At 68.6% G+C, this 19,276-nt stretch carries 19 protein-coding genes; 15 read left to right on the top strand and 4 right to left on the bottom strand.

Annotation, left to right across the window (positions count from 1 at the left end; genetic code table 11):
- Nucleotides 1-28 precede the first annotated feature (28 nt).
- Nucleotides 29-1,261 carry a D-arabinono-1,4-lactone oxidase gene (locus ACIBG5_RS33055; RefSeq protein ID WP_396395450.1) on the top strand — a complete coding sequence of 411 codons (1,233 nt, stop codon included), beginning with the start codon at nt 29-31 and terminating at the stop codon, nt 1,259-1,261.
- On the opposite strand, the gene ACIBG5_RS33050 is transcribed toward ACIBG5_RS33055, so the two are convergent.
- A complete protein-coding gene (locus tag ACIBG5_RS33050; protein ID WP_396395449.1) occupies nt 1,254-1,946 on the bottom strand; it encodes a cache domain-containing protein in 693 nt (230 codons plus the stop codon). The genes ACIBG5_RS33055 and ACIBG5_RS33050 overlap by 8 nt on opposite strands.
- Nucleotides 1,946-2,713, bottom strand: a complete 768-nt coding sequence (locus ACIBG5_RS33045) for a FadR/GntR family transcriptional regulator (RefSeq protein ID WP_396395448.1) — start codon at nt 2,711-2,713, stop codon at nt 1,946-1,948. Before ACIBG5_RS33045 ends, ACIBG5_RS33050 begins: the two co-directional genes overlap by 1 nt.
- Before the next feature lie 105 nt (nt 2,714-2,818).
- On the opposite strand from ACIBG5_RS33045, the gene ACIBG5_RS33040 reads away from it, so the two are divergent.
- From ACIBG5_RS33040 to ACIBG5_RS33010, 7 genes are all read left to right on the top strand, one after another.
- Nucleotides 2,819-4,255 (top strand): gamma-aminobutyraldehyde dehydrogenase, encoded by a 1,437-nt coding sequence (locus ACIBG5_RS33040; RefSeq protein WP_396395447.1) that lies wholly within the window; start codon nt 2,819-2,821, stop codon nt 4,253-4,255.
- Nucleotides 4,256-4,272: 17 nt separating this feature from the next.
- A complete protein-coding gene (locus ACIBG5_RS33035) occupies nt 4,273-5,328 on the top strand; it encodes an ABC transporter ATP-binding protein (protein ID WP_396395446.1) in 1,056 nt (351 codons plus the stop codon).
- A 39-nt stretch (nt 5,329-5,367) separates the two neighbouring features.
- Nucleotides 5,368-6,579 carry an ABC transporter substrate-binding protein gene (locus ACIBG5_RS33030; RefSeq protein ID WP_396395445.1) on the top strand — a complete coding sequence of 404 codons (1,212 nt, stop codon included), beginning with the start codon at nt 5,368-5,370 and terminating at the stop codon, nt 6,577-6,579.
- 41 nt (nt 6,580-6,620) lie between these two features.
- Nucleotides 6,621-7,424, top strand: a complete 804-nt coding sequence (locus tag ACIBG5_RS33025; protein ID WP_396395444.1) for an ABC transporter permease — start codon at nt 6,621-6,623, stop codon at nt 7,422-7,424.
- Complete coding sequence (locus ACIBG5_RS33020; RefSeq protein WP_396395443.1) at nt 7,424-8,233, top strand: ABC transporter permease; 810 nt, start codon at nt 7,424-7,426, stop codon at nt 8,231-8,233. The genes ACIBG5_RS33025 and ACIBG5_RS33020 overlap by 1 nt, the downstream gene beginning before the upstream one ends.
- Nucleotides 8,230-9,543, top strand: coding sequence for a 4-aminobutyrate--2-oxoglutarate transaminase (gene gabT / locus ACIBG5_RS33015; protein WP_396395442.1), 1,314 nt, complete (start codon nt 8,230-8,232; stop codon nt 9,541-9,543). The genes ACIBG5_RS33020 and gabT overlap by 4 nt, the downstream gene beginning before the upstream one ends.
- A 78-nt stretch (nt 9,544-9,621) precedes the next feature.
- Nucleotides 9,622-10,359: a hypothetical protein gene (locus ACIBG5_RS33010; protein ID WP_396395441.1), complete on the top strand. Its 738-nt coding sequence runs from the start codon at nt 9,622-9,624 to the stop codon at nt 10,357-10,359.
- On the opposite strand, the gene ACIBG5_RS33005 is transcribed toward ACIBG5_RS33010, so the two are convergent.
- Nucleotides 10,356-10,820, bottom strand: coding sequence for a MarR family winged helix-turn-helix transcriptional regulator (locus ACIBG5_RS33005; RefSeq protein ID WP_396395440.1), 465 nt, complete (start codon nt 10,818-10,820; stop codon nt 10,356-10,358). The two genes, ACIBG5_RS33010 and ACIBG5_RS33005, sit on opposite strands and share 4 nt — an antisense overlap.
- A complete protein-coding gene (locus ACIBG5_RS33000; protein WP_396395672.1) occupies nt 10,817-12,106 on the bottom strand; it encodes a nicotinate phosphoribosyltransferase in 1,290 nt (429 codons plus the stop codon). The genes ACIBG5_RS33005 and ACIBG5_RS33000 overlap by 4 nt, the downstream gene beginning before the upstream one ends.
- A gap of 106 nt (nt 12,107-12,212) precedes the next feature.
- Here ACIBG5_RS33000 and clpS point away from each other — a divergent pair, with 106 nt between their 5' ends.
- From clpS to ACIBG5_RS32965, 7 genes are all read left to right on the top strand, one after another.
- On the top strand, nt 12,213-12,500 hold the full coding sequence (gene clpS, locus ACIBG5_RS32995; protein ID WP_396395438.1) for an ATP-dependent Clp protease adapter ClpS: 288 nt from the start codon (nt 12,213-12,215) through the stop codon (nt 12,498-12,500).
- Nucleotides 12,497-13,048: a DUF2017 domain-containing protein gene (locus ACIBG5_RS32990; RefSeq protein WP_396395437.1), complete on the top strand. Its 552-nt coding sequence runs from the start codon at nt 12,497-12,499 to the stop codon at nt 13,046-13,048. Before clpS ends, ACIBG5_RS32990 begins: the two co-directional genes overlap by 4 nt.
- A gap of 315 nt (nt 13,049-13,363) precedes the next feature.
- Entirely contained in the window at nt 13,364-16,489 is a 3,126-nt protein-coding gene (ileS, locus tag ACIBG5_RS32985) for an isoleucine--tRNA ligase (RefSeq protein ID WP_396395436.1), read from the top strand.
- A gap of 10 nt (nt 16,490-16,499) precedes the next feature.
- Entirely contained in the window at nt 16,500-17,477 is a 978-nt protein-coding gene (locus ACIBG5_RS32980) for an aldo/keto reductase (protein ID WP_396395435.1), read from the top strand.
- 71 nt (nt 17,478-17,548) lie between these two features.
- The gene (locus ACIBG5_RS32975; RefSeq protein ID WP_396395434.1) at nt 17,549-18,004 is read left to right on the top strand and encodes a Mov34/MPN/PAD-1 family protein; all 456 of its coding nucleotides are present in this window, start codon (nt 17,549-17,551) and stop codon (nt 18,002-18,004) included.
- A gap of 1 nt (nt 18,005) precedes the next feature.
- Nucleotides 18,006-18,284, top strand: coding sequence for a MoaD/ThiS family protein (locus tag ACIBG5_RS32970; protein WP_360453268.1), 279 nt, complete (start codon nt 18,006-18,008; stop codon nt 18,282-18,284).
- A gap of 2 nt (nt 18,285-18,286) precedes the next feature.
- Nucleotides 18,287-19,234, top strand: coding sequence for a PLP-dependent cysteine synthase family protein (locus ACIBG5_RS32965; RefSeq protein WP_396395432.1), 948 nt, complete (start codon nt 18,287-18,289; stop codon nt 19,232-19,234).
- Nucleotides 19,235-19,276: the final 42 nt, after the last annotated feature.

Genomic DNA, 19,276 nt, shown 5'->3' with positions numbered 1-19,276 from the left:
GGACCGGCGCGCGAGGAAGGTGTACTTCATGACAAATGTCACGAACTGGGCGGGGAACGTCAGCTTCGCGAGCGCACTGCAGCGGCCGGGGTCGGTGGGGGAACTGCAGGAGATCGTGGCGTCGAGCGAGAAGGTGCGCGTGCTCGGCACCGGGCACTCGTTCAACCGGATCGCCGACAGCACCGGCACGCTGGTCAGCGTCGCGGACCTGCCCCAGGTGATCGAGGTCGGCGAGCGTGAGGTCACGGTCTCGGCCGGGCTTCGGTACGGCGAGATCACGGCGGCCCTGCAGGCCCAAGGACTCGCGTTGCACAACCTCGGTTCGCTGCCGCACATCTCGGTCGCCGGTGCCTGCTCCACCGGCACCCACGGCTCCGGCGACACCAACGGTCCACTCGCGGACGCCGTCAACGCGATCACGTTCGTGGACGCGTCCGGCGAGCTCGTCACGCTGACTCGTGCCGACCCGGACTTCGCCGGCTCGGTGGTCTCCCTCGGTGCGCTCGGTGTCACTGTCAGCCTCACGCTCGACGTCCAGCCGTCGTACCAGATCAGCCAGGTCGTGTACGACGGCCTGCCGGTGGAGCGGCTGGGGTCGGACTTCGCCGCGGTGATGGGCAGTGCATATAGCGTCAGCGCCTTCACCGACTGGGTCGATCCGGACGTGATGGTGTGGCGCAAGCAGCGTGGTGAGGTGCCGATCGAGGCGGAGTGGCTGGGCGCGAAGGTTGCTGACGGCCCCCGTCATCCGATCAAGGTGATGCCGGCCGGCTACGCCACTCAACAGGGTGGCGTACCGGGTCCGTGGAACGAGCGGCTGCCGCACTTCCGGCTCGAGTTCACGCCGAGCAACGGCGACGAACTGCAGTCCGAGTACTTCGTGCCGCGCGAGCGGGCGGCCGAGGCGTTCGACGTACTGCGGGCCCTGGGCAACCAGTTCACGCCGGTCATCCAGGTGTCCGAGATACGCACCATCGCCGCCGACGAGCTGTGGCTGAGCCCGAGCCAGGGCCGGGACACGGTCGCGCTGCATTTCACCTGGATTCAGGACGAGTCCGCCGTACGGCCTGTCGTGACCGCGCTCGAGGAGGCCCTGGACCCGCTGGACGTGCGGCCGCACTGGGGCAAGGTCTTCGCCGCCGACGCGGCGTTGCTCCGCGCGCGTTATCCCAAGGTGCCCGACTTCATCGCGCTCGCGGCGAAGTACGACCCGGCCGGCAAGTTCCGCAACCCCTACCTGGACACGTATCTGCCTAGCTGAGCTCGACCACCGACAGCGGCAGATCCTCGATCCGGTACGACGGTGACGGTGCGCGCAGCAGCGTCCCGCTCACGTGGTGGGCGCTGTTGCTCAGCACGACCCGGCCCTGGTCGTTGACGATGGCAACTTTCCGGTGGGTTGCCCGCAGGCAGGGCAGGATCGCCTTCTCGAAGGTGAACACCCGGACGTCCGCGCCGGCCACGCCGACGAACCGGTCGTCCACCACGACGGGCACGGTGAAGGTCAGGGTGTAGTCGTCGGTACACAGGTAGTCGACGTACGGCCCGGTGATGTGGCGGCGGCCGGTGGTCCGCGGTACGTCGTACCAGGGCAGGGAACCGTAGTCGTAGAAGTTCTCGCCGCGTGGATCGGTGTCGACGATCAGGCGCTCGGCCGAACCGTTGCTCAGCATGAACCACTCCAGCCACCAGCGGGAGTCGGCCAGCGTGTCGACGGCCGCGACGAATCCCGCGCCCTGGATCAGGCCGTCCGGATCCTCGAGCGCCGGACCCACCAGCGTCGTGACCGCGCCGAGGTCGCCGCGCCGGACCGTCGGCTGCTCGGTGAACACGGCACCGACGTCCGCGGCGATCCGGTCCGCGAGCCCGAAGGCCTCGCCGACCACGCCGCCGACCTGCTCCAGGACGGCGTCGACTCCGGCATCTGACGCAAGGTGAGTACTCATCAGTCCTCCAGGGCCAGTCTGAGGTCGATCAGTCGTGCCGTCGAGTCTGCGACGCGTTCCTCCGCGGCCGCCCGGGCGGCGTCGCCGTCGGTTCGCTCGATCGCCGCGACGACATCCCGGCAGCTCTGCACGGTCCGGCGGTGGCTCTCGTCGTCGCCGAACGCCAGCCAGAGCAGCGTGCCGACCTCTGCCTGGAGGCTCACCTCGGCGCGGTACAGCCGGGTGGACTGCGCGGTCGCGGCCACCTCGATGTGGAACTGTGCATCCGCCCGGCGACGGGAGCCGAGACCTTCGGCGTTCTCCAGACTGTCGCAGACCCCGCCGAGGCGCTGCACGTCGTCCGGCGTCGCCCGCTCGGCCGCGAGTCTGGCCGCCGTACCCGCAATGGCGCTGTAGTGGTCGCCGAGATCGCGAAGTTGCGCGAGGCTCAACTCCTCCAGCCGGTCCCGGACGATAGCGGCGGACATCTCCTCCTGGGCCTGGACGAAGCTGCCGCCGCCCCGCCCACGCCGGGTATGGATCAGGCCGCGCAACCGCAGTGACGACAGGGCTTCGCGCACCGTGGTGGTGGAGACGCCGAAGATGCCGGCCAGGTCGGATTCGCCCGGCAGTTGCTCCGAGTCCGGGAGCAGGCCCAGCGCGATCGCGTCGGTCAGGCGGCGCTCCACCAGTTCCGAGCGGCTCAGCGTCTCCAGCGGTGCGAACACTGCCGCCGCGCCACTGCCGTAGAACCGCAGCGCCATCCCGCCCCTACCTCTCTCGGTCACCCGGACACAACTCCGGAACATTCTCACCGATCTCTTGAACTTTAACATCTGATTTCATATGTTTACGGCCACCAGAGACAGTCCCCGGCCACGGGAGCGTGCGCGATGCGAACTGTGCGGAATCTGATCAACGGAACACCGCGAGACGCCCTCAGCGGCGCTACCAGCGAGCTCGTCGATCCGGCCACCGGCAAGGTCTTCGGTACAGCGCCACTGTCCGGCGACGACGACGTGGACGCGGCGTACCGGGCGGCAGACGCCGCTGCGCCAGGCTGGGCCGGGACCACACCGAGCGAGCGGCAACGCGCGCTGCTGCGGTTCGCCGACCGGGTCGAGGCGGAGGCAGACGCCCTGGTCGCCGCCGAGTCAGAGAACACCGGCAAGCTGCTCGAGCTGACCCGGACCGAGGAACTGGACGTCATGGTCGACCAGTTGCGGTTCTTCGCAGGCGCCGCACGGCTGCTCGAAGGCAAGTCCGCGGGTGAGTACCTGGCCGGTCACACGTCCTGGGTGCGCCGCGAGCCGATCGGTGTCGTCGGCCAGATCACGCCGTGGAACTACCCGATGATGATGGCGGTCTGGAAGTTCGGTCCGGCGCTTGCCGCCGGTAACACCGTGGTCCTGAAGCCGGCCGAGACCACACCGGTGACGACGGTGATGCTCGCCGAGCTCGCGGCCGAAGTACTGCCGCCCGGCGTGTTCAACGTCGTCTGCGGTGACCGTGCGACCGGGCAGGCCGTGGTTGCGCATCCGGTCCCCGGCCAGGTCAGCATCACCGGCTCGACCCGCGCCGGTTCCGAGGTCGCCAGTACGGCGGCGCTCGACCTCAAGCGCACGCACCTCGAACTCGGCGGCAAAGCACCGGCCGTCGTCTTCGCGGACGCGGATCTCGCGGCGGCGGCCGAGGCGATCGGGGTCGGCGGCTACTTCAACGCCGGCCAGGACTGTACGGCGGCCTGCCGGGTGATCGTCGACGCCTCGGTGCACGACGAGTTCGTGCAGACCCTGGTCGACTGGGCGCGATCGAACGCCCGCCCAGGACTCGCGAACGACGGCGACGCTCTGTTCGGGCCTCTGAACAGCAGTCTGCAGCTGGACCGGGTCCACGGCTTCCTGGCCCGGATGCCCGAGCACGGCTCGATCGCACTGGGTGGTGAGCGGTCCGGCGGAGCCCTTGCCGACGGCTACTTCCTGGACGCGACCGTCGTCACCGGGCTGCGGCAGGACGACGAGATGATCCAGGACGAGGTGTTCGGTCCGGTCATCACCGTGCAGTCGTTCACCGACGAGGACGAAGCACTGCGGATGGCCAACGGCGTGCGCTTCGGTCTCGCGTCGAGCGTGTTCACCACTGACCACTCGCGGGCACTGCGGATGTCCGCGGCTCTCGACTTCGGCTGCGTCTGGATCAACACCCACATCCCGCTGGTGGCCGAGATGCCGCACGGCGGCTTCAAGCACTCCGGGCACGGCAAGGACCTGTCCCTGTACGGCGTCGAGGACTACACCCGGGTCAAGCACGTGATGTCAGCGATCGGATGACGAGCTTGGGTGAGCAGGTGACGACCGAGACGCCGCCGGACACGGTGGCGGCGGTCAGCCTGCGCGGCCTGCGGAAGACGTTCGGTGAGGTGGCCGCGGTGGACGGTGTCGACCTCGACCTGGCCGAGGGCGAGTTCTTCTCGATGCTCGGCCCGTCGGGCTCCGGTAAGACCACGGTGCTGCGGATGATCGCCGGCTTCGAGGTGCCGACCGCGGGCCGGATCCTGCTCGGGGGCGTCGACGTCACCGAGCGGCCGCCGTACGCGCGCGATGTGAACACGGTCTTCCAGGACTACGCGCTGTTCCCGCATATGAGTGTGTTGCAGAACGTCGAGTACGGGTTGCGGGTGAAGGGTGTCGACCGGCGGTCGCGCCGTACCAGGGCTCTCGAGGCGCTGGAAACGGTCCGGCTGGAGGGGTTCGGGGACCGCCGGCCGAGCCAACTGTCCGGTGGCCAGCGGCAACGCGTTGCGCTGGCCCGGGCACTGGTGAACCGCCCGAAGCTGCTGTTGCTGGACGAGCCGCTCGGAGCCCTCGACCTGAAGCTGCGCCGGGAGATGCAGCTCGAGCTCAAGGCGCTGCAGCGTGATGTCGGCATCACCTTCGTGTTCGTCACCCACGACCAGGAGGAGGCGCTGACGATGAGCGACCGGATCGCCGTGTTCAACGGCGGCCGGATCGAGCAGCTGGCCGGTCCGGCCGAGCTGTACGAGCACCCGGCGAGCGCGTTCGTCGCCGGGTTCGTCGGTACCTCCAATCTGCTCGAGGGCGACGTCGCATCCGCCGTCCTCGGTACGCCGGGAGTGTTCACCGTCCGGCCCGAGAAGATCGAGATGCAATCCCGGGAAGCCGCCGCCGGCCCGGGGAGCTGTACCGCCACCGGTGTGGTCCGCGAAGTGGTGTATCTGGGCTCGGCCACGCAGACCGTGGTCGACCTGGACGCCGGTGGCTCGCTCATCGTCCTGCAGCAGAACCAGCAGGGTTCGGTGCAGGACAAGCTCGCGCTTCGGGGTGCCCAGGTCCGCCTCACCTGGCGCCGCGAACACACCGTCGAGATCGGCGGTTCCGCCTAGCAAGTCCCACCGCCCCACCCCTTTGGCAAGGAGCTTTCGATGAAGAGACTCAGTGCGGCGGCGAGCCTGGCAGTGCTCGCTCTGATCCTGGCAGCGTGCGGCACGTCCGGTGGTTCCGACGACAGCTCCGGTGACGGGGCGGCCGGGACGAGCGGGTTCACCCCGCCGGACCTGAAGGAACTCGACACGCTCGGAGCCGGGGAGGGCAAGCTCAGTGTGCTGGCCTGGCCCGGGTACGCCGAGGACGGCTCGAACGACCCGAAGGTCGACTGGGTCTCGTCGTTCGAGAAGGAGACCGGCTGCCAGGTCACGGTGAAGACGTTCGGTACGTCGGACGAGGCCGTCAGCCTGATGAAGACCGGGCAGTACGACGTGGTGTCGGCCTCCGGCGACGCGTCGCTGCGGCTGATCGCGGGCGGACAGGTGGAGCCTGTGAACACCGACCTGATCCCGAACTACGCCGACGTCTACCCGTTCCTCAAGGACCGGCCGTGGAACTCGGTGAAGGGCCAGATGTACGGCGTACCGCACGGGTACGGCGCGAACCTGCTGATGTGGCGGACCGACAAGGTGACGCCGGCGCCGACGTCGTGGGGCGTGGTCTTCGACGCGAACTCGCCGTACAAGGGTGCGGTCACGGCGTACGACTCACCGATCTACATCGCCGACGCCGCGATGTACCTGATGGCGACGAAGCCTGATCTGGGCATCAAGAACCCGTACGCGCTGGACGACAAGCAGTTCACCGCGACCGTCGATCTGCTCAAGCAGCAGAAGACGCTGGTGTCGGAGTACTGGTCGGACTACCTCAAGGAGGTGCAGGCGTTCACCAGCGGCAACTCGGTGGTCGGCACCACCTGGCAGGTGATCGCGAACGTGGCGACCGGCGAGAAGGTCCCGGTGCAGGTCACCGTCCCGACCGAGGGCGTCACCGGCTGGTCCGACACCTGGATGCTGAGCGCTACGTCGAAGAACAAGAACTGCGGCTACCTCTGGATGAACCACATCGTCAGCCCGACGGCGAACGCGGCGGTGGCCGAGTACTTCGGTGAGTCGCCGGCCAACGCGAAGGCGTGTGCACAGACCGCGGACAAGAACCACTGCACCACGTTCCACGCGGGTGACGAGGCCTACTCCGAGAAGATCTGGTACTGGACCACCCCGATCGAGCAGTGCCTCGACGGCCGCACCGACGTCAAGTGCACCGACTACAGCCGCTGGACCCAAGCCTGGACCCAGATCAAAGGATGAGCGGTCTTCACCGGCACCCGCGGGTTCGGTTGGGGTTGTTGTTGGGGCCGCCGATCTTGTGGCTCGGGGTTGCGTACCTGGGGGCGTTGGCGGCGTTGTTCGTCACCGCCCTCTGGTCGCAGGACAGCTTCACCGGGCTGATCGAGCGGGAGTGGACGCTGGACAGCTTCCGGACGCTGTTCACCGTCGAGGTGTACCGGACCATAGCCCTGCGCACGATCGGGGTCGCCCTCCTGGTGACCGTGATCGATGCGGTGGTCGCGTTCCCGATCGCGCTGTACATGTCGAAGGTGGCGCGCCCGGGGCTGCGCCGGTTCCTGCTGGTGGCGGTGCTGATGCCCTTGTGGGCCAGCTATCTGGTCAAGGCGTACGCGTGGCGCGGGATGTTCGCCGAGGGCGGGCTGGTGTCCTCGATGTTCGAGGCGGTCGGGCTGCAGTCGCCCGGGTTCGGCCTGACCGCCACGGTGGTGACGCTGGCCTACCTGTGGCTGCCGTACATGATCCTGCCGATCTACGCCGGCCTGGAACGGCTGCCGGATTCGTTGCTGGAGGCATCGGCCGATCTCGGTGCGAAGACCACCCAGACGATCCGGCGGGTGGTCGTGCCGGTGGTGGTGCCGGCCATGGTGGCCGGGTCGATCTTCACCTTCAGCCTGACGCTGGGGGACTACATCGCCGTACGGATCGTCGGCGGTACCAACCAGTTGCTGGGCAACGTTGTGTACGACAACGTGGGCGCGGCCAACAACCTGCCCTTCGCGGCGGCGGTCGCCACCATCCCGGTCGTGGTGATGCTGGGGTACCTGGCCGCGGTACGCCGTACCGGAGCGATGGAGAGCCTGTGATGACGATCTCCGGACTGACCAGGATGGTGTTGCGGATCCTCACCATCGTGATCCTTGCGATCATCTACATCCCGTTGCTGCTGGTGCTGGTGAACTCGTTCAACGTGAACAAGACGTTCGCCTGGCCGCCGCGGGACTTCACGCTGGAGTGGTGGCGGCGCGCGGCCGAGAGCCAAGGCGCGCTGGATGCGCTCTGGGTGAGTGTTCGGGTCGGGCTCGTGGCGACAGTGATCGCGCTGGTGCTGGGGACGATGATCGCGTTCGCGCTGCAGCGGTTCAGCTTCTACGGCCGCGACTCGGTGTCGCTGCTGGTGATCCTGCCGATCGCGCTGCCGGGCATCGTTACCGGGATCGCGCTGAACAACGCGTTCCGGACCATCTTCGGCTTCGAACTCGGGTTCGGCACGATCGTCATCGCGCACGCGACGTTCTGCATCGTGACGGTGTTCAACAACGTGATCGCCCGGCTGCGGCGGACCGGCGTACATCTCGAGCAGGCGTCGGCGGATCTCGGTGCGTCCGGGTTCACCACCTTCCGGCTGGTGACGTTCCCGCTGATCCGGTCGGCGCTGCTGGCCGGAGGGCTGCTCGCGTTCGCGCTCTCGTTCGACGAGATCATCGTGACCACGTTCACCGCCGGCGCGAACCAGCAGACGCTGCCGATCTGGATCTTCAACAACCTGTTCCGGCCGAACCAGGCGCCGATCGTCAACGTGGTCGCGGCCGCGCTGATCGTGTTCTCGGTCATCCCGGTCTGGCTGGCACAACGACTCTCAGGCGACGCCGAGTCATTAGGAGCTGGACGATGACAGTCACGCAGGAACGCAAGCTGGTCACGGAGATTCCGGGGCCTCGGTCGATCGAGTTGATGGCGCGGGTACGGCGCTCGGTCGCGCGCGGGATCGGGATCACGCTGCCGGTGTTCGTCACCGAGGCCGGCGGCGGGATCGTGGTGGATGCCGACGGCAACCAGCTGATCGATCTCGGGTCCGGGATCGCGGTCACGAACGTCGGCAACGCGGCCCCACGGGTGGTGAGCGCCGTCCAGGAACAGGTGGCCCGGTTCACCCACACCTGCTTCATGGTCACGCCGTACGCCGGCTACCTCGAGGTGTGCGAGGCGCTGAACCGGATCACGCCCGGGGACCACGAGAAACGGTCCGTGCTGCTGAACTCCGGTGCCGAGGCGGTCGAGAACGCGGTGAAGATCGCCCGCTCCCACACCCGGCGGAACGCGGTGGTGGTGTTCGACCACGGGTACCACGGGCGGACCAACCTGACCATGGCGATGACGGCGAAGAACGCGCCGTACAAGGACGGGTTCGGGCCGTTCGCGCCGGAGGTGTACAGAGTGCCGACGTCGTACCCGTATCGGGACGGGCTGAGCGGACCGGAGGCCGCGGCCAGGGCGGTGGCGTCGATCGAGAAGTACGTCGGTGCGTCGAACGTGGCTTGTGTGGTGATCGAACCGATCCACGGCGAGGGCGGGTTCGTCGTACCTGCTCCCGGGTTCTTGCCTGCGGTGGCCGAGTGGTGCCGTTCTGCCGGGGTGGTGTTCGTCGCGGATGAGATCCAGACCGGGTTCGGGCGGACCGGCGACCTTTTCGCGTGCACGCACGAGGGCGTCGTACCGGATGTGATCACACTGGCGAAGGGCATCGCGGGCGGCCTGCCGCTGGCGGCCGTGACGGGCCGGGCGGAGATCATGGACGCGCCGCACGTGAGTGGTCTCGGCGGCACGTACGGCGGGAACCCAGTGGCGTGCGCGGCTTCGCTGGCGGCGATCTCGGTGATCGAGGGCGAGGACCTGCCGGCGCGGGCGCGGGAGATCGGCGAGGTCATGCTGGCCGCGCTGCATGACCTGGCCAAGCGGCACCCCATCATCGGCGACGTCCGCGGCCGCGGCGCGATGATCGCCGTCGAGCTGGTCGACAGTTCCGGCGAGCCCGATCCGATCGCGACCGGGGAGATCGCGCGAGCGTGTCACGCGGAGGGGATGGTCGTACTGACCGCGGGGACCTACGGCAACGTACTGCGGTTCCTGCCGCCGCTCGTGATGCCGCCGGAGCTCCTGCGCGAGGCTCTGAGTCTGCTCGCGAAGGTCTTCGACGCGCGCTAGGGACGGCCCTCGACGCGTGTCGCGCGCATCACACCAACGGGACACAGCCTCAACCCCTGTCGAGCGCATCATTGACCTGTGGGGATCCTCGACAAAACAGTCACAACCATCTTCGTTCTCCTGGGCGGCGTTGCCCTGGTCGGTGTCGCTACCGACCTCGGCACTGTGGTGGCGCCGGACAACGACCGCGAGATACACGCCTACGAGACTGCGCCGCGCTGCTCGACCGCTCCGCAGACACCAGCCGAATGCCGGTGGACGGAGGAGTTCACCGCGTCCGACATCCACGTCGTCCCGGAGTACAAGACGGGCGACCGCAGCGCGGTCCTGATCGGCGCGTCCGGCGCCAGGTGGAACACGGGGTTCCCCAACAGCGGCCCCATCCTCGATCAACTCGACGAGGGCGACCGCGTGACCGGCACGATCTGGCGCGGCCGGCTGACCGAGATCACGGCCAACGGCGCCGCCCAGGAGACCGGAGCGGCTCCGGCCGACGGGAGCTGGCCTGACATCGTGTCGCTGGTCCTGGCCTCCACCGGCCTGCTCGTGGTCGTCACCTGCGCTTGGCGGCTGCGACACCGCCGCGCGACCCCGGCCATGGACGCCACCATCGTCCTGAGCATAGGACTGCTCTTCGTCGGGCTCTTCTCCGCGATCGCGCTCTTCGTCCTCGCCGATCTCCTGTCGCCGAGCGTGGCCTACAACTTCTGGCTGTTCGCGGCCATCTTCTGCGCCGGCGCTGCCTGGGTGACTGTCCTGGTACGCCGGGACCTCAAGTCACCGCGCACCCCCGGCCTTCCGGGCATTCCGATCTAGGATCCTGGCTCGAGGGTGGTGGTGATGGTCCAGAGGAGGTTGCGGAGCACGCGGCGGTCCTCTGGGCCGAGCTGGGCGAGGGCCCGGCGGCCGGCTCGGTCGTAGACCTCCTGGACCGTGTGGGCCAGCTCGGCGCCGCGGTCGGTGAGTTCTATCGCGACCTGGCGGGCGTCCGTGCTGTTCCTGACCCGGCGGACGAGGCCGGCAGCTTCCATCCGCTGGGTGGTTTTCGTTGCTGTCGGCACCTCGACGTCCAGGACCTTCGCCAGTTGGGCCACCTGGAGCGAGCCGTGGTGCAGGAGCTTGGCGAGAACCAGTTCCTGGCCGGTGTGCAGGCCGGTACCGGCCAGCTCGTCAGCGACCGCCTTCCGGGCCGCCCGATCGGCGAACCGCAGCGCGACCAAGACGTCTGCTTCGCTCGCCGGTGCTTCTGGAGGCCATTCAGCCCGTTCGGTGCTCACATGTGACTCCGGGCCAGGAATGGGTTGCGGGCGTCGTACTCGCCGCTGTACTCGGTCGGGATCGCGGGCTCGCCACGGCTCAGCTGGCTGGCGTAGCGGGGCAGTTCGTCGCGCACCTTGAGGTGGTGCGCCTGGGACTCCTCCGGGGTGGTGCGGCCGACGATCTTGCCGGCCTCGACCAGCCGCTTGAGCAGCTCCCGGTCGTCACCGTCGTCGACCGGCGGCTCGCCGACGCCGATCAGCTCGACCTCCGCAACGCCGCTGGCCGAGCGGCGCCGCAGCGCATACTTCCGGCCGCCGATGGAGATCTTGTCCGGGCTCTTCTTCGCCACCGGGACCAGCGCCCCGTCCGCGTTCTCCCGGGCGACCAGTTTGTACACGAACCCGCAGGTCGGGTGGCCGCTGCCGGTGACGAGCGACGTACCCACGCCGTACCCGTCGACCGGGGCGGGGGCGAGGGCGGCGATCTGGTACTCGTCGAGGTCGCTGGTGACGATGATCCGGGTCTTGGTCGCCCCGAGAGCGTCCAGCTGCTCGCGGACCTGCCCGGCCAGGGACGGCAGGTCGCCGGAGTCGAGCCGGACCGCGCCGAGCTCGGGGCCGGTGATGGCGATCGCGGTCCGGACCGCCTCGGCCACGTCGTACGTGTCCACCAGCAGGGTCGTCCCCTTGCCGAGGGCATCGACCTGGGAGACGAACGCGTCCCGCTCGGTGTCGTGCAGCAGCGTGAACGAGTGCGCCGCCGTACCGGCGCTCGGGATGCCGTACCGGTGCGCGGCCTCCAGGTTCGAGGTGGTGGCGAAGCCCGCGATGTACGCCGACAGCGCGGCGGCGACCGCGGACTCCTCGTGGGTCCGGCGCGAGCCCATCTCGATACACGGCCGGCCACCGGCCCACCAGGTCATCCTGGACGCCGCCGAGGCGACCGCGGAATCGTGGTTCAGGATCGACAGGAACACGGTTTCCAGCAGCACCGCCTCGGCGAAACTGGCCTCCACCACCAGCACCGGCGAGCCGGGGAAGAAGATCTCGCCGTCGGCGTAGCCGGAGATGTCGCCGGTGAACCGGTAGTCCGCCAGCCAGTCCCGGGTAGCCTGGTCGACGACACCCCGGTCGGCCAGGAATCCGATCGCCCGCTCGTCGAAGCGGAACCGCTCCAGCGCGTCCAGCAGCCGGTTCACGCCGGCGACCACGCCGTAGCGGCGCCCGTCGGGCAGCCGGCGGGCGAACAGTTCGAAGACCGAGCGGCGCTGCGCCGTGCCGTCGGCCAGGCTGGCCTGCAGCATGGTGAGCTCGTAGTGGTCCGTGAGGAGCGCGGTCGAGTGCGTCACAGCGTGAGTCACAAGGGCAGCCTATTGCGAACCTGGAACCGATGATGGAGAGAATGGACCGGTGAGCACCGCACCAAGCGAACTCGAGAGCCCCGAGGTCGACGAGGCGATCGAGCTGAGCCCACCGTGGGTGACGATCGTCTGGAACGATCCGGTCAACCTGATGGACTACGTCACCTTCGTGTTCCAGACCTACTTCGGCTACTCCAAACACAAGGCGGAGAAGCTGATGCTGCAGGTGCACCAGGACGGCAAGTCGGCGGTTTCGAACGGCAACCGCGAGGCGATGGAACGCGACGTGGAAGCGATGCACTCCTACGGCCTGTGGGCCACCTGCGAGAAGTCGTGACCCGGTTCCGCAAGCGCCGCAAGACCGTCGTCGTCAGTTTCGCCGAGCACGAGGCGGACATCCTGGCGAACCTGCTCCGCAACCTGGTCGAACTCCTGTACGACGGCCTGCCGCCGCGCGCCACCCAATCCTCGGATCCGCTGGCGGCGCTCCTGGACAGCGACGGGCCGACCTCGCCGCCGGAGGACGTCGTACTCCAGCGGTTGCTGCCGGACGCCTACAAGGAGGACGACCAGGCGGCGGGTGAGTTCCGGCGGTTCACGGAGCGCGGCCTGCGCGACGGCAAGATCGGTGACGCCAAGCGGGTGCTGTCCGCGCTCGAGGAATCCGGCGCGGACGAGATCGCGCTGGAGCCCGACGAACAACTGTCCTGGCTGCGCGCCCTGAACGACCTCCGCCTGGCCATCGGCACCCGCCTGGACATCAAGGAAGAAGACGACTACTCCACCTGGGAGAAGCTCCCCGACGACGACCCCCGCCGCCTGACGTACGACCTGTACGACTGGCTGGGCTATCTCCAGTCCGCCCTCCTCCACAACATGCGCTAGCACCTCCGGCCCGCGAAAGGACACCGCCTTCGGCGGCGGCTGACTTTTGGCGCCTCCGGCGCGCCGCGGCACCTGATCACGTCCGAGGCACTCGGCGGAGCGGATGCGTTCCGGGAGTGCGGTTGGTAGGTGCAGAGGGCGACCGAGCGTGGCCGCCGGCCACGCGGTCGGCCGGTGGAGGCCGGCGCTGCCGGTCCGGCGACTTTGAGCACGGGACAGTCAAGTTGGTGGGCGAGTCGTGGTTGATCGGTGCTCAAGGCCGCGCGACCACGGATTGCGGTGGGAGTGATGAGGCGGCGCATCTAGGATCGGCGGGTGAGCTACCCGAAGAGCGGTGACGCCGAGCTGAGTGCTAGTCCTGACTTTCCGCGGATCGAGCGGGAGGTGCTCGAGTACTGGGACAAGGACGGGACGTTCCTGGCCTCGGTGGAGCAGCGGGCGGCTGGTGTGGACGGGGCCAACGAGTTCGTGTTCTACGACGGGCCGCCGTTCGCGAACGGGCTGCCGCATTACGGGCATCTGCTGACGGGCTATGTGAAGGACGTCGTGCCGCGGTACCAGACCATGCGTGGGCATCGGGTGGAGCGGCGGTTCGGGTGGGACACGCACGGGTTGCCGGCCGAGCTGGAGGCTCAGCGGGTGCTCGGGCTGAAGACGAAGGCGGACATCCTCGAGCTCGGTATCGAGAAGTTCAACGAGGCGTGCCGGGCGTCGGTGCTGAAGTACACCGGTGAGTGGCGCAGTTACGTCACCCGCCAGGCGCGCTGGGTCGACTTCGACCACGATTACAAAACGCTCAATCGCGACTACATGGAGTCGGTGATCTGGGCGTTCAAGACGCTGTACGACAAGGGCCTGGTGTACGAGGGCCTGCGGGTGCTGCCGTACTGCTGGAACGACGAGACCCCGCTGTCCAACCACGAGCTGCGGATGGACGACGACGTCTACCAGCAGCGCCAGGACCCGTCGGTGACGATCGCGGTCGAGCTGGAGACCGGTGAGCGCCTGCTCGCCTGGACCACCACGCCCTGGACCCTGCCGAGCAACCTGGCCATGGCCGTCGGCCCGGACGTCGACTACGTGGTGGTGAACGACGCCGAGGGCCGCCCGACGATTCTCGCCGAGGCGCGGTTGGCGGCGTACGCCGGGACACACGGCGACTTCGCCGGCCTCGGTGACGAGGTGCTCCGGCGGCTCAAGGGCTCCGAGCTGATCGGCCTGCGCTACGCCCCGCTGTTCCCGTTCCTCGCGAACGCCGAAGTCTTCGGGACCGCCAACGCCTTCCAGGTCATCTCGGCCGAGCACGTCACCACCGACGAGGGCACCGGCGTCGTACACATGGCTCCGGCGTACGGCGAGGAGGACCAGGTCGCCTGTGGAGCGGCCGGGATCCCCGCCGTGCTGACCGTTGACGAAGGAGCCCGGTTCACGTCCGTGGTCCCGCCGTACCAGGGGATGCACGTTTTCGAGGCGAACCGGCCGATCATCCGGGACCTACGGGCGGCCGGGGCGCTGGTGCGCGAGGACAGCTACGTGCACAGCTACCCGCACTGCTGGCGGTGCCGGAACCCGCTGATCTACAAGGCGGTGTCGAGCTGGTTCGTCGAGGTGACCCGGATCCGGGACCGGATGGTCGAGCTGAACGAGCAGATCACCTGGGTGCCGGAGCATGTGAAGCACGGGCAGTTCGGGAAGTGGCTGTCGAACGCGCGGGACTGGTCGATCAGCCGGAACCGGTTCTGGGGCAGTCCGATCCCGGTCTGGCGTTCGGACGATCCGGCGTACCCGCGGATCGACGTCTACGGTTCGATCGAGGAGCTGGAGCGCGACTTCGGTGTCGCGGTCCCGGACCTGCACCGCCCGTACGTCGACCAGTTGACCCGGCCGAATCCGGACGACCCGACCGGGCGGTCCACGATGCGCCGGGTGCCCGACGTACTCGACGTGTGGTTCGACTCGGGGTCGATGAGCTTCGCGCAGGTGCACTACCCGTTCGAGAACACCGAGTGGTTCGAGCACCATTTCCCGGGCGACTTCATCGTCGAGTACATCGGCCAGACCCGCGGTTGGTTCTACACCCTGCACATCCTGTCCACGGCGCTGTTCGACCGGCCGGCGTTCTCGTCCTGCCTGAGTCACGGGATCGTGCTCGGCAACGACGGCCAGAAGATGAGCAAGTCGCTGCGGAACTACCCGGACGTGTCCGAGGTGTTCGACCGCGACGGCGCCGACGCGATGCGCTGGTTCCTGATGTCGAGCCCGATCCTGCGCGGTGGGAACCTGGTTGTCACCGAGGAAGGCATCCGGGACGGCGTCCGCCAGGTGATGATCCCGTTGTGGAACGCCTGGTACTTCTTCGCGCTCTACGCGAACGCCGCCGGGGCGACCGCGACGTGGTCGACCGACTCCGAGGTGCTGCTGGACCGGTACGTGCTGGCCCGGTTGCGGGTGTTCGTGGCGGACGTCGAGGAGAAGCTGGATCGGTACGACGTCGCCTCGGCCTGCGATGCGGTGCTCAGCTACCTGGAGGTGCTGACGAACTGGTACATCCGCCGGTCCCGGGATCGCTTCTGGGACGAGTCGGGGGAGACGTTCCAGGACGCGGTGAACACGCTCTACACCGCGCTCGAGGTGGTCTGCCGGACGGCCGCGCCGCTGCTGCCGCTCACGGTCGAGCAGGTCTGGCGTGGTCTGACCGGGGAGCGGTCGGTGCATCTGACCGACTGGCCGGCGGTTGACGAGCTGCCGGACGACCCGGAGCTGGTCACGCGGATGGAGCGGGTGCGCGAGGTGTGTTCGGTCTCGTCGTCGATCCGGAAGGCGGCAGGCATCCGCGGCCGGCAACCATTGCAGTCGCTGACGGTTGCGACGGCCGACGCGGAGGCGCTGCGGGCTCTGGTGCCGTTGATCGAGGATGAGGTCAACGTCCGCGAGGTCGTGCTGACGTCGGCGGATGCGGTGGACGCGCCGGTGTCGCAGCGGTTGACGGTCAACGCGCGGGCGGCCGGGCCGCGGCTGGGGCGTGACGTTCAGACGGTGATCAAGGCGTCGAAGAGTGGTGACTGGTCGGTCTCAGCGGACGGCGCTGTCGTTGCCGGGGGCATCGAGTTGGCCGAGGGCGAGTACACCCTGGAGACCACGCTGGCCGAGGGTGGTACGGCGAGCGGCCTGCTCTCCGGCGGCGGATTCGTCGTACTGGACACGACGATCACGCCTGAGCTGGAGGCCGAGGGGACGGCTCGCGACGTGATCCGCTCGGTGCAGCAGGCGCGGCGGGACGCGGGCCTCGACGTGACCGATCGGATGCGGCTGTCGGTGACGGCTGACGCTCGGACCATGCAGGCCGTCGAGGCGCATCGCGACCTGATCATGGCCGAGACTCTCGCGACAGACCTGGACGTCGCGGAGGGTCCCGACCTGCAGGTAGCGGTCACTGCCTAAGGTTGGCAGCATGGAGACGCGCAGGCTTGGTCGGACTGGTCGGGACGTGGGTGTGGTCGGGCTCGGTGCCTGGCAGCTGGGCGCCGACTGGGGCTCGGTCGACGAGGGCGATGCGCTCGCGGTGTTGCGGGCGGCGATCGAGGGCGGTGTCACGTTCATCGACACCGCGGATGTGTACGGCGACGGTCGCAGCGAGCGGCTGGTCGGTCAGGTCTTCAAAAAGTACGACGGCCTGACCGTGGCGACCAAGATGGGACGCCGGGTCGAGCAGGTCCCGGAGAACTACACGCTGGAGAACTTCCGGGCCTGGAACGACCGGTCCCGGCAGAACCTCGGTGTCGACACGATCGACCTGGTCCAGCTGCACTGCCCGCCGACGCCGGTGTACTCGACCGACGCGGTGTTCGACGCACTCGACTCGATGGTGGACGAGGGCAGGATGACGTCGTACGGCGTGAGCGTCGAGACCTGCGCGGAAGCGCTCACCGCGATCGCGCGGCCGAACGTGGCGTCGGTGCAGATCATCCTGAACGCGTTCCGGCTGAAGCCGCTCGACGAGGTGCTGCCCGCGGCGCAAGCGGCCGGCGTCGGCATCATCGCCCGCGTCCCGCTGGCGAGCGGGCTGTTGTCCGGCAAGTACGACGAGAACACCACGTTCTCGGTCGACGACCACCGTACCTACAACCGCCACGGCGAGGCCTTCGACGTCGGTGAGACCTTCTCCGGCGTCGACTTCGGCACCGGGCTGGAGGCCGTCCGCCGCCTGATGCCCTGGCTGCCCGCCGGCGTCACCATGGCCCAGTTCGCCCTCCGCTGGATCCTCGACCAGCCGGGTGTGAGCGTGGTCATCCCGGGCGCGCGCAACCCGGCCCAGGTCGCCGGCAACCTGGCGGCGGCAAGCCTCTCCCCGCTCAGCGCCGACCAGTCGGCCGCCGTCCAGGCGACGTACGACGAATTGATCCGGCCACAGATCCACGATCGCTGGTAGCGCTCTGTCCGCATAATGGACCGACTCCCGGGTTGGCAGGACGGGTCCGGCGGTCGCCGTACCGTGGTCTCGTGTTGATCATCGAGAAGGCCACGTACGACGCGATCGTCGCGCATGCCCGCCGGGACCACCCGGACGAGGCCTGTGGCGTGGTCGCGGGACCGGCCGGGTCGGACCGGGCGGTGCGGTTCGTGCCGATGCTCAACGCGGCGATGTCGCCGACGTTCTACGAGTTCGACTCCGGCGACCTGCTCCGGCTCTACCAGGAGATGGACGAGCGGGACGAGGAGCCGGTGGTGATCTACCACTCGCACACCGCCACCGACGCATATCCGTCACGCACCGACATCACCCTCGCCCAGGAGCCCGGCGCCCACTACGTGCTGGTGTCGACCCGGGACGGCGCCGACTCCCCGGCGTACGACGGTCCCGTCGAGTTCCGGTCGTACCGGATCATCGACGCCGAGGTCGTGGAAGAAGAAGTGCGCGTGGTGGGTTCTTATGAGGAAACAAGAGGAGACAACTGATATGGCGATCGAGTTGCGCGTGCCGACGATCTTGCGCACGTACACCGGCGGCGAGAAGGCGGTGAACGGGGACGGCGCCACGCTGGCCGAGTTCATCGACGACGTGAACGGGGCCCACCCGGGTCTGAAGGAGCGCATCGTCGAGGGCGAGCCGGAGGAGCTGCGCCGGTTCGTGAACGTCTACGTCAACGACGAGGACGTCCGGTTCACCGGCGGCCTGAAGACCGGCGTGAAGGACGGCGACGTGGTCGTCGTACTGCCCGCGGTGGCCGGCGGCTGAGCATGCGTTTCGACAGTCTGCTCGACTCGGTCGGAGGCACGCCGCTGGTCGGTCTGCCCCGGCTGTCGCCGTCGGCGGACGTCCGGTTGTGGGCGAAGCTGGAGGACCACAACCCGACCGGTTCGATCAAGGACCGGGCGGCGCTGCGGATGCTCCTCGACGCCGAGAAGGACGGCCGGCTGCGGCCCGGCACCACGATCCTCGAACCGACGTCAGGCAACACCGGCATCTCGCTGGCGATGGCGGCCAAGTTGCGCGGCTACCGGATGGTCTGCGTGATGCCGGAGAACACCTCCGAGGAACGCCGCCAGATCCTGCGGATGTGGGGGGTCGAGATCATCTCCTCCCCGGCCGCGGGTGGCTCGAACGAGGCGGTCCGGGTGGCCAAGCAGGTCGCCGAGGAGCACCCGGACTGGGTGATGCTCTACCAGTACGGCAACCCGTCCAACGCGGCCGCGCACTACGACGGCACCGCGCGCGAGATCCTCGCCGATCTGCCGTCCGTCACCCACTTCGTGGCCGGCCTCGGCACCACCGGCACGCTGATGGGCGCCGGCCGGTTCTTCCGCGAACACAAGCCCGAGGTGCGCATCGTCGCGGCCGAGCCGCGGTACGGCGAACTCGTCTACGGACTGCGCAATCTGGACGAGGGGTTCGTGCCCGAGTTGTACGACGAGACCCTGATCGACGCCCGGTTCTCGGTCGGCCCACGCGACGCCGTACGCCGGGTCCGTGAGCTGCTGGACAACGAGGGGATCTTCGCGGGGATCTCCACCGGCGCGATCCTGCACGCGGCGCTCGGCCAGGCAGCGAATTGCGTCCGCGATGGCGAGACCGCGGATATCGCGTTCGTGGTCGCGGACGGTGGCTGGAAGTACCTGTCCACCGGTGCCTACGAGGGCACGATCGACGAGGCGGAGGATCGCCTCGAGGGTCAGCTCTGGGCCTGAGGTGGAGCTGAGCGCCGGCGGGCGGAGGGCCGGGACTCAGGA

It is taken from the genome of Kribbella sp. NPDC050241 (assembly GCF_044459685.1).
GTDB lineage: Bacteria > Actinomycetota > Actinomycetes > Propionibacteriales > Kribbellaceae > Kribbella.
The sequence above is the reverse complement of the archived record's forward strand: the minus strand, read 5'-3'. Positions and strand labels throughout refer to the sequence as shown.

What these genes read in the sequence shown, in the direction of transcription:
- ACIBG5_RS33040 (WP_396395447.1), top strand. Translation starts at nt 2,819, where the DNA reads ATGCGAACTGTGCGGAATCTGATCAACGGAACACCGCGAGACGCCCTC.
- ACIBG5_RS32980 (WP_396395435.1), top strand. Translation starts at nt 16,500, where the DNA reads ATGGAGACGCGCAGGCTTGGTCGGACTGGTCGGGACGTGGGTGTGGTC.
- ACIBG5_RS33055 (WP_396395450.1), top strand. Translation starts at nt 29, where the DNA reads ATGACAAATGTCACGAACTGGGCGGGGAACGTCAGCTTCGCGAGCGCA.
- ACIBG5_RS33050 (WP_396395449.1), bottom strand. Translation starts at nt 1,946, where the DNA reads ATGAGTACTCACCTTGCGTCAGATGCCGGAGTCGACGCCGTCCTGGAG.
- ACIBG5_RS32970 (WP_360453268.1), top strand. Translation starts at nt 18,006, where the DNA reads ATGGCGATCGAGTTGCGCGTGCCGACGATCTTGCGCACGTACACCGGC.
- ACIBG5_RS33000 (WP_396395672.1), bottom strand. Translation starts at nt 12,106, where the DNA reads ATGCTGCAGGCCAGCCTGGCCGACGGCACGGCGCAGCGCCGCTCGGTC.
- ACIBG5_RS33020 (WP_396395443.1), top strand. Translation starts at nt 7,424, where the DNA reads ATGACGATCTCCGGACTGACCAGGATGGTGTTGCGGATCCTCACCATC.
- gabT (WP_396395442.1), top strand. Translation starts at nt 8,230, where the DNA reads ATGACAGTCACGCAGGAACGCAAGCTGGTCACGGAGATTCCGGGGCCT.
- ACIBG5_RS32965 (WP_396395432.1), top strand. Translation starts at nt 18,287, where the DNA reads ATGCGTTTCGACAGTCTGCTCGACTCGGTCGGAGGCACGCCGCTGGTC.
- ACIBG5_RS33030 (WP_396395445.1), top strand. Translation starts at nt 5,368, where the DNA reads ATGAAGAGACTCAGTGCGGCGGCGAGCCTGGCAGTGCTCGCTCTGATC.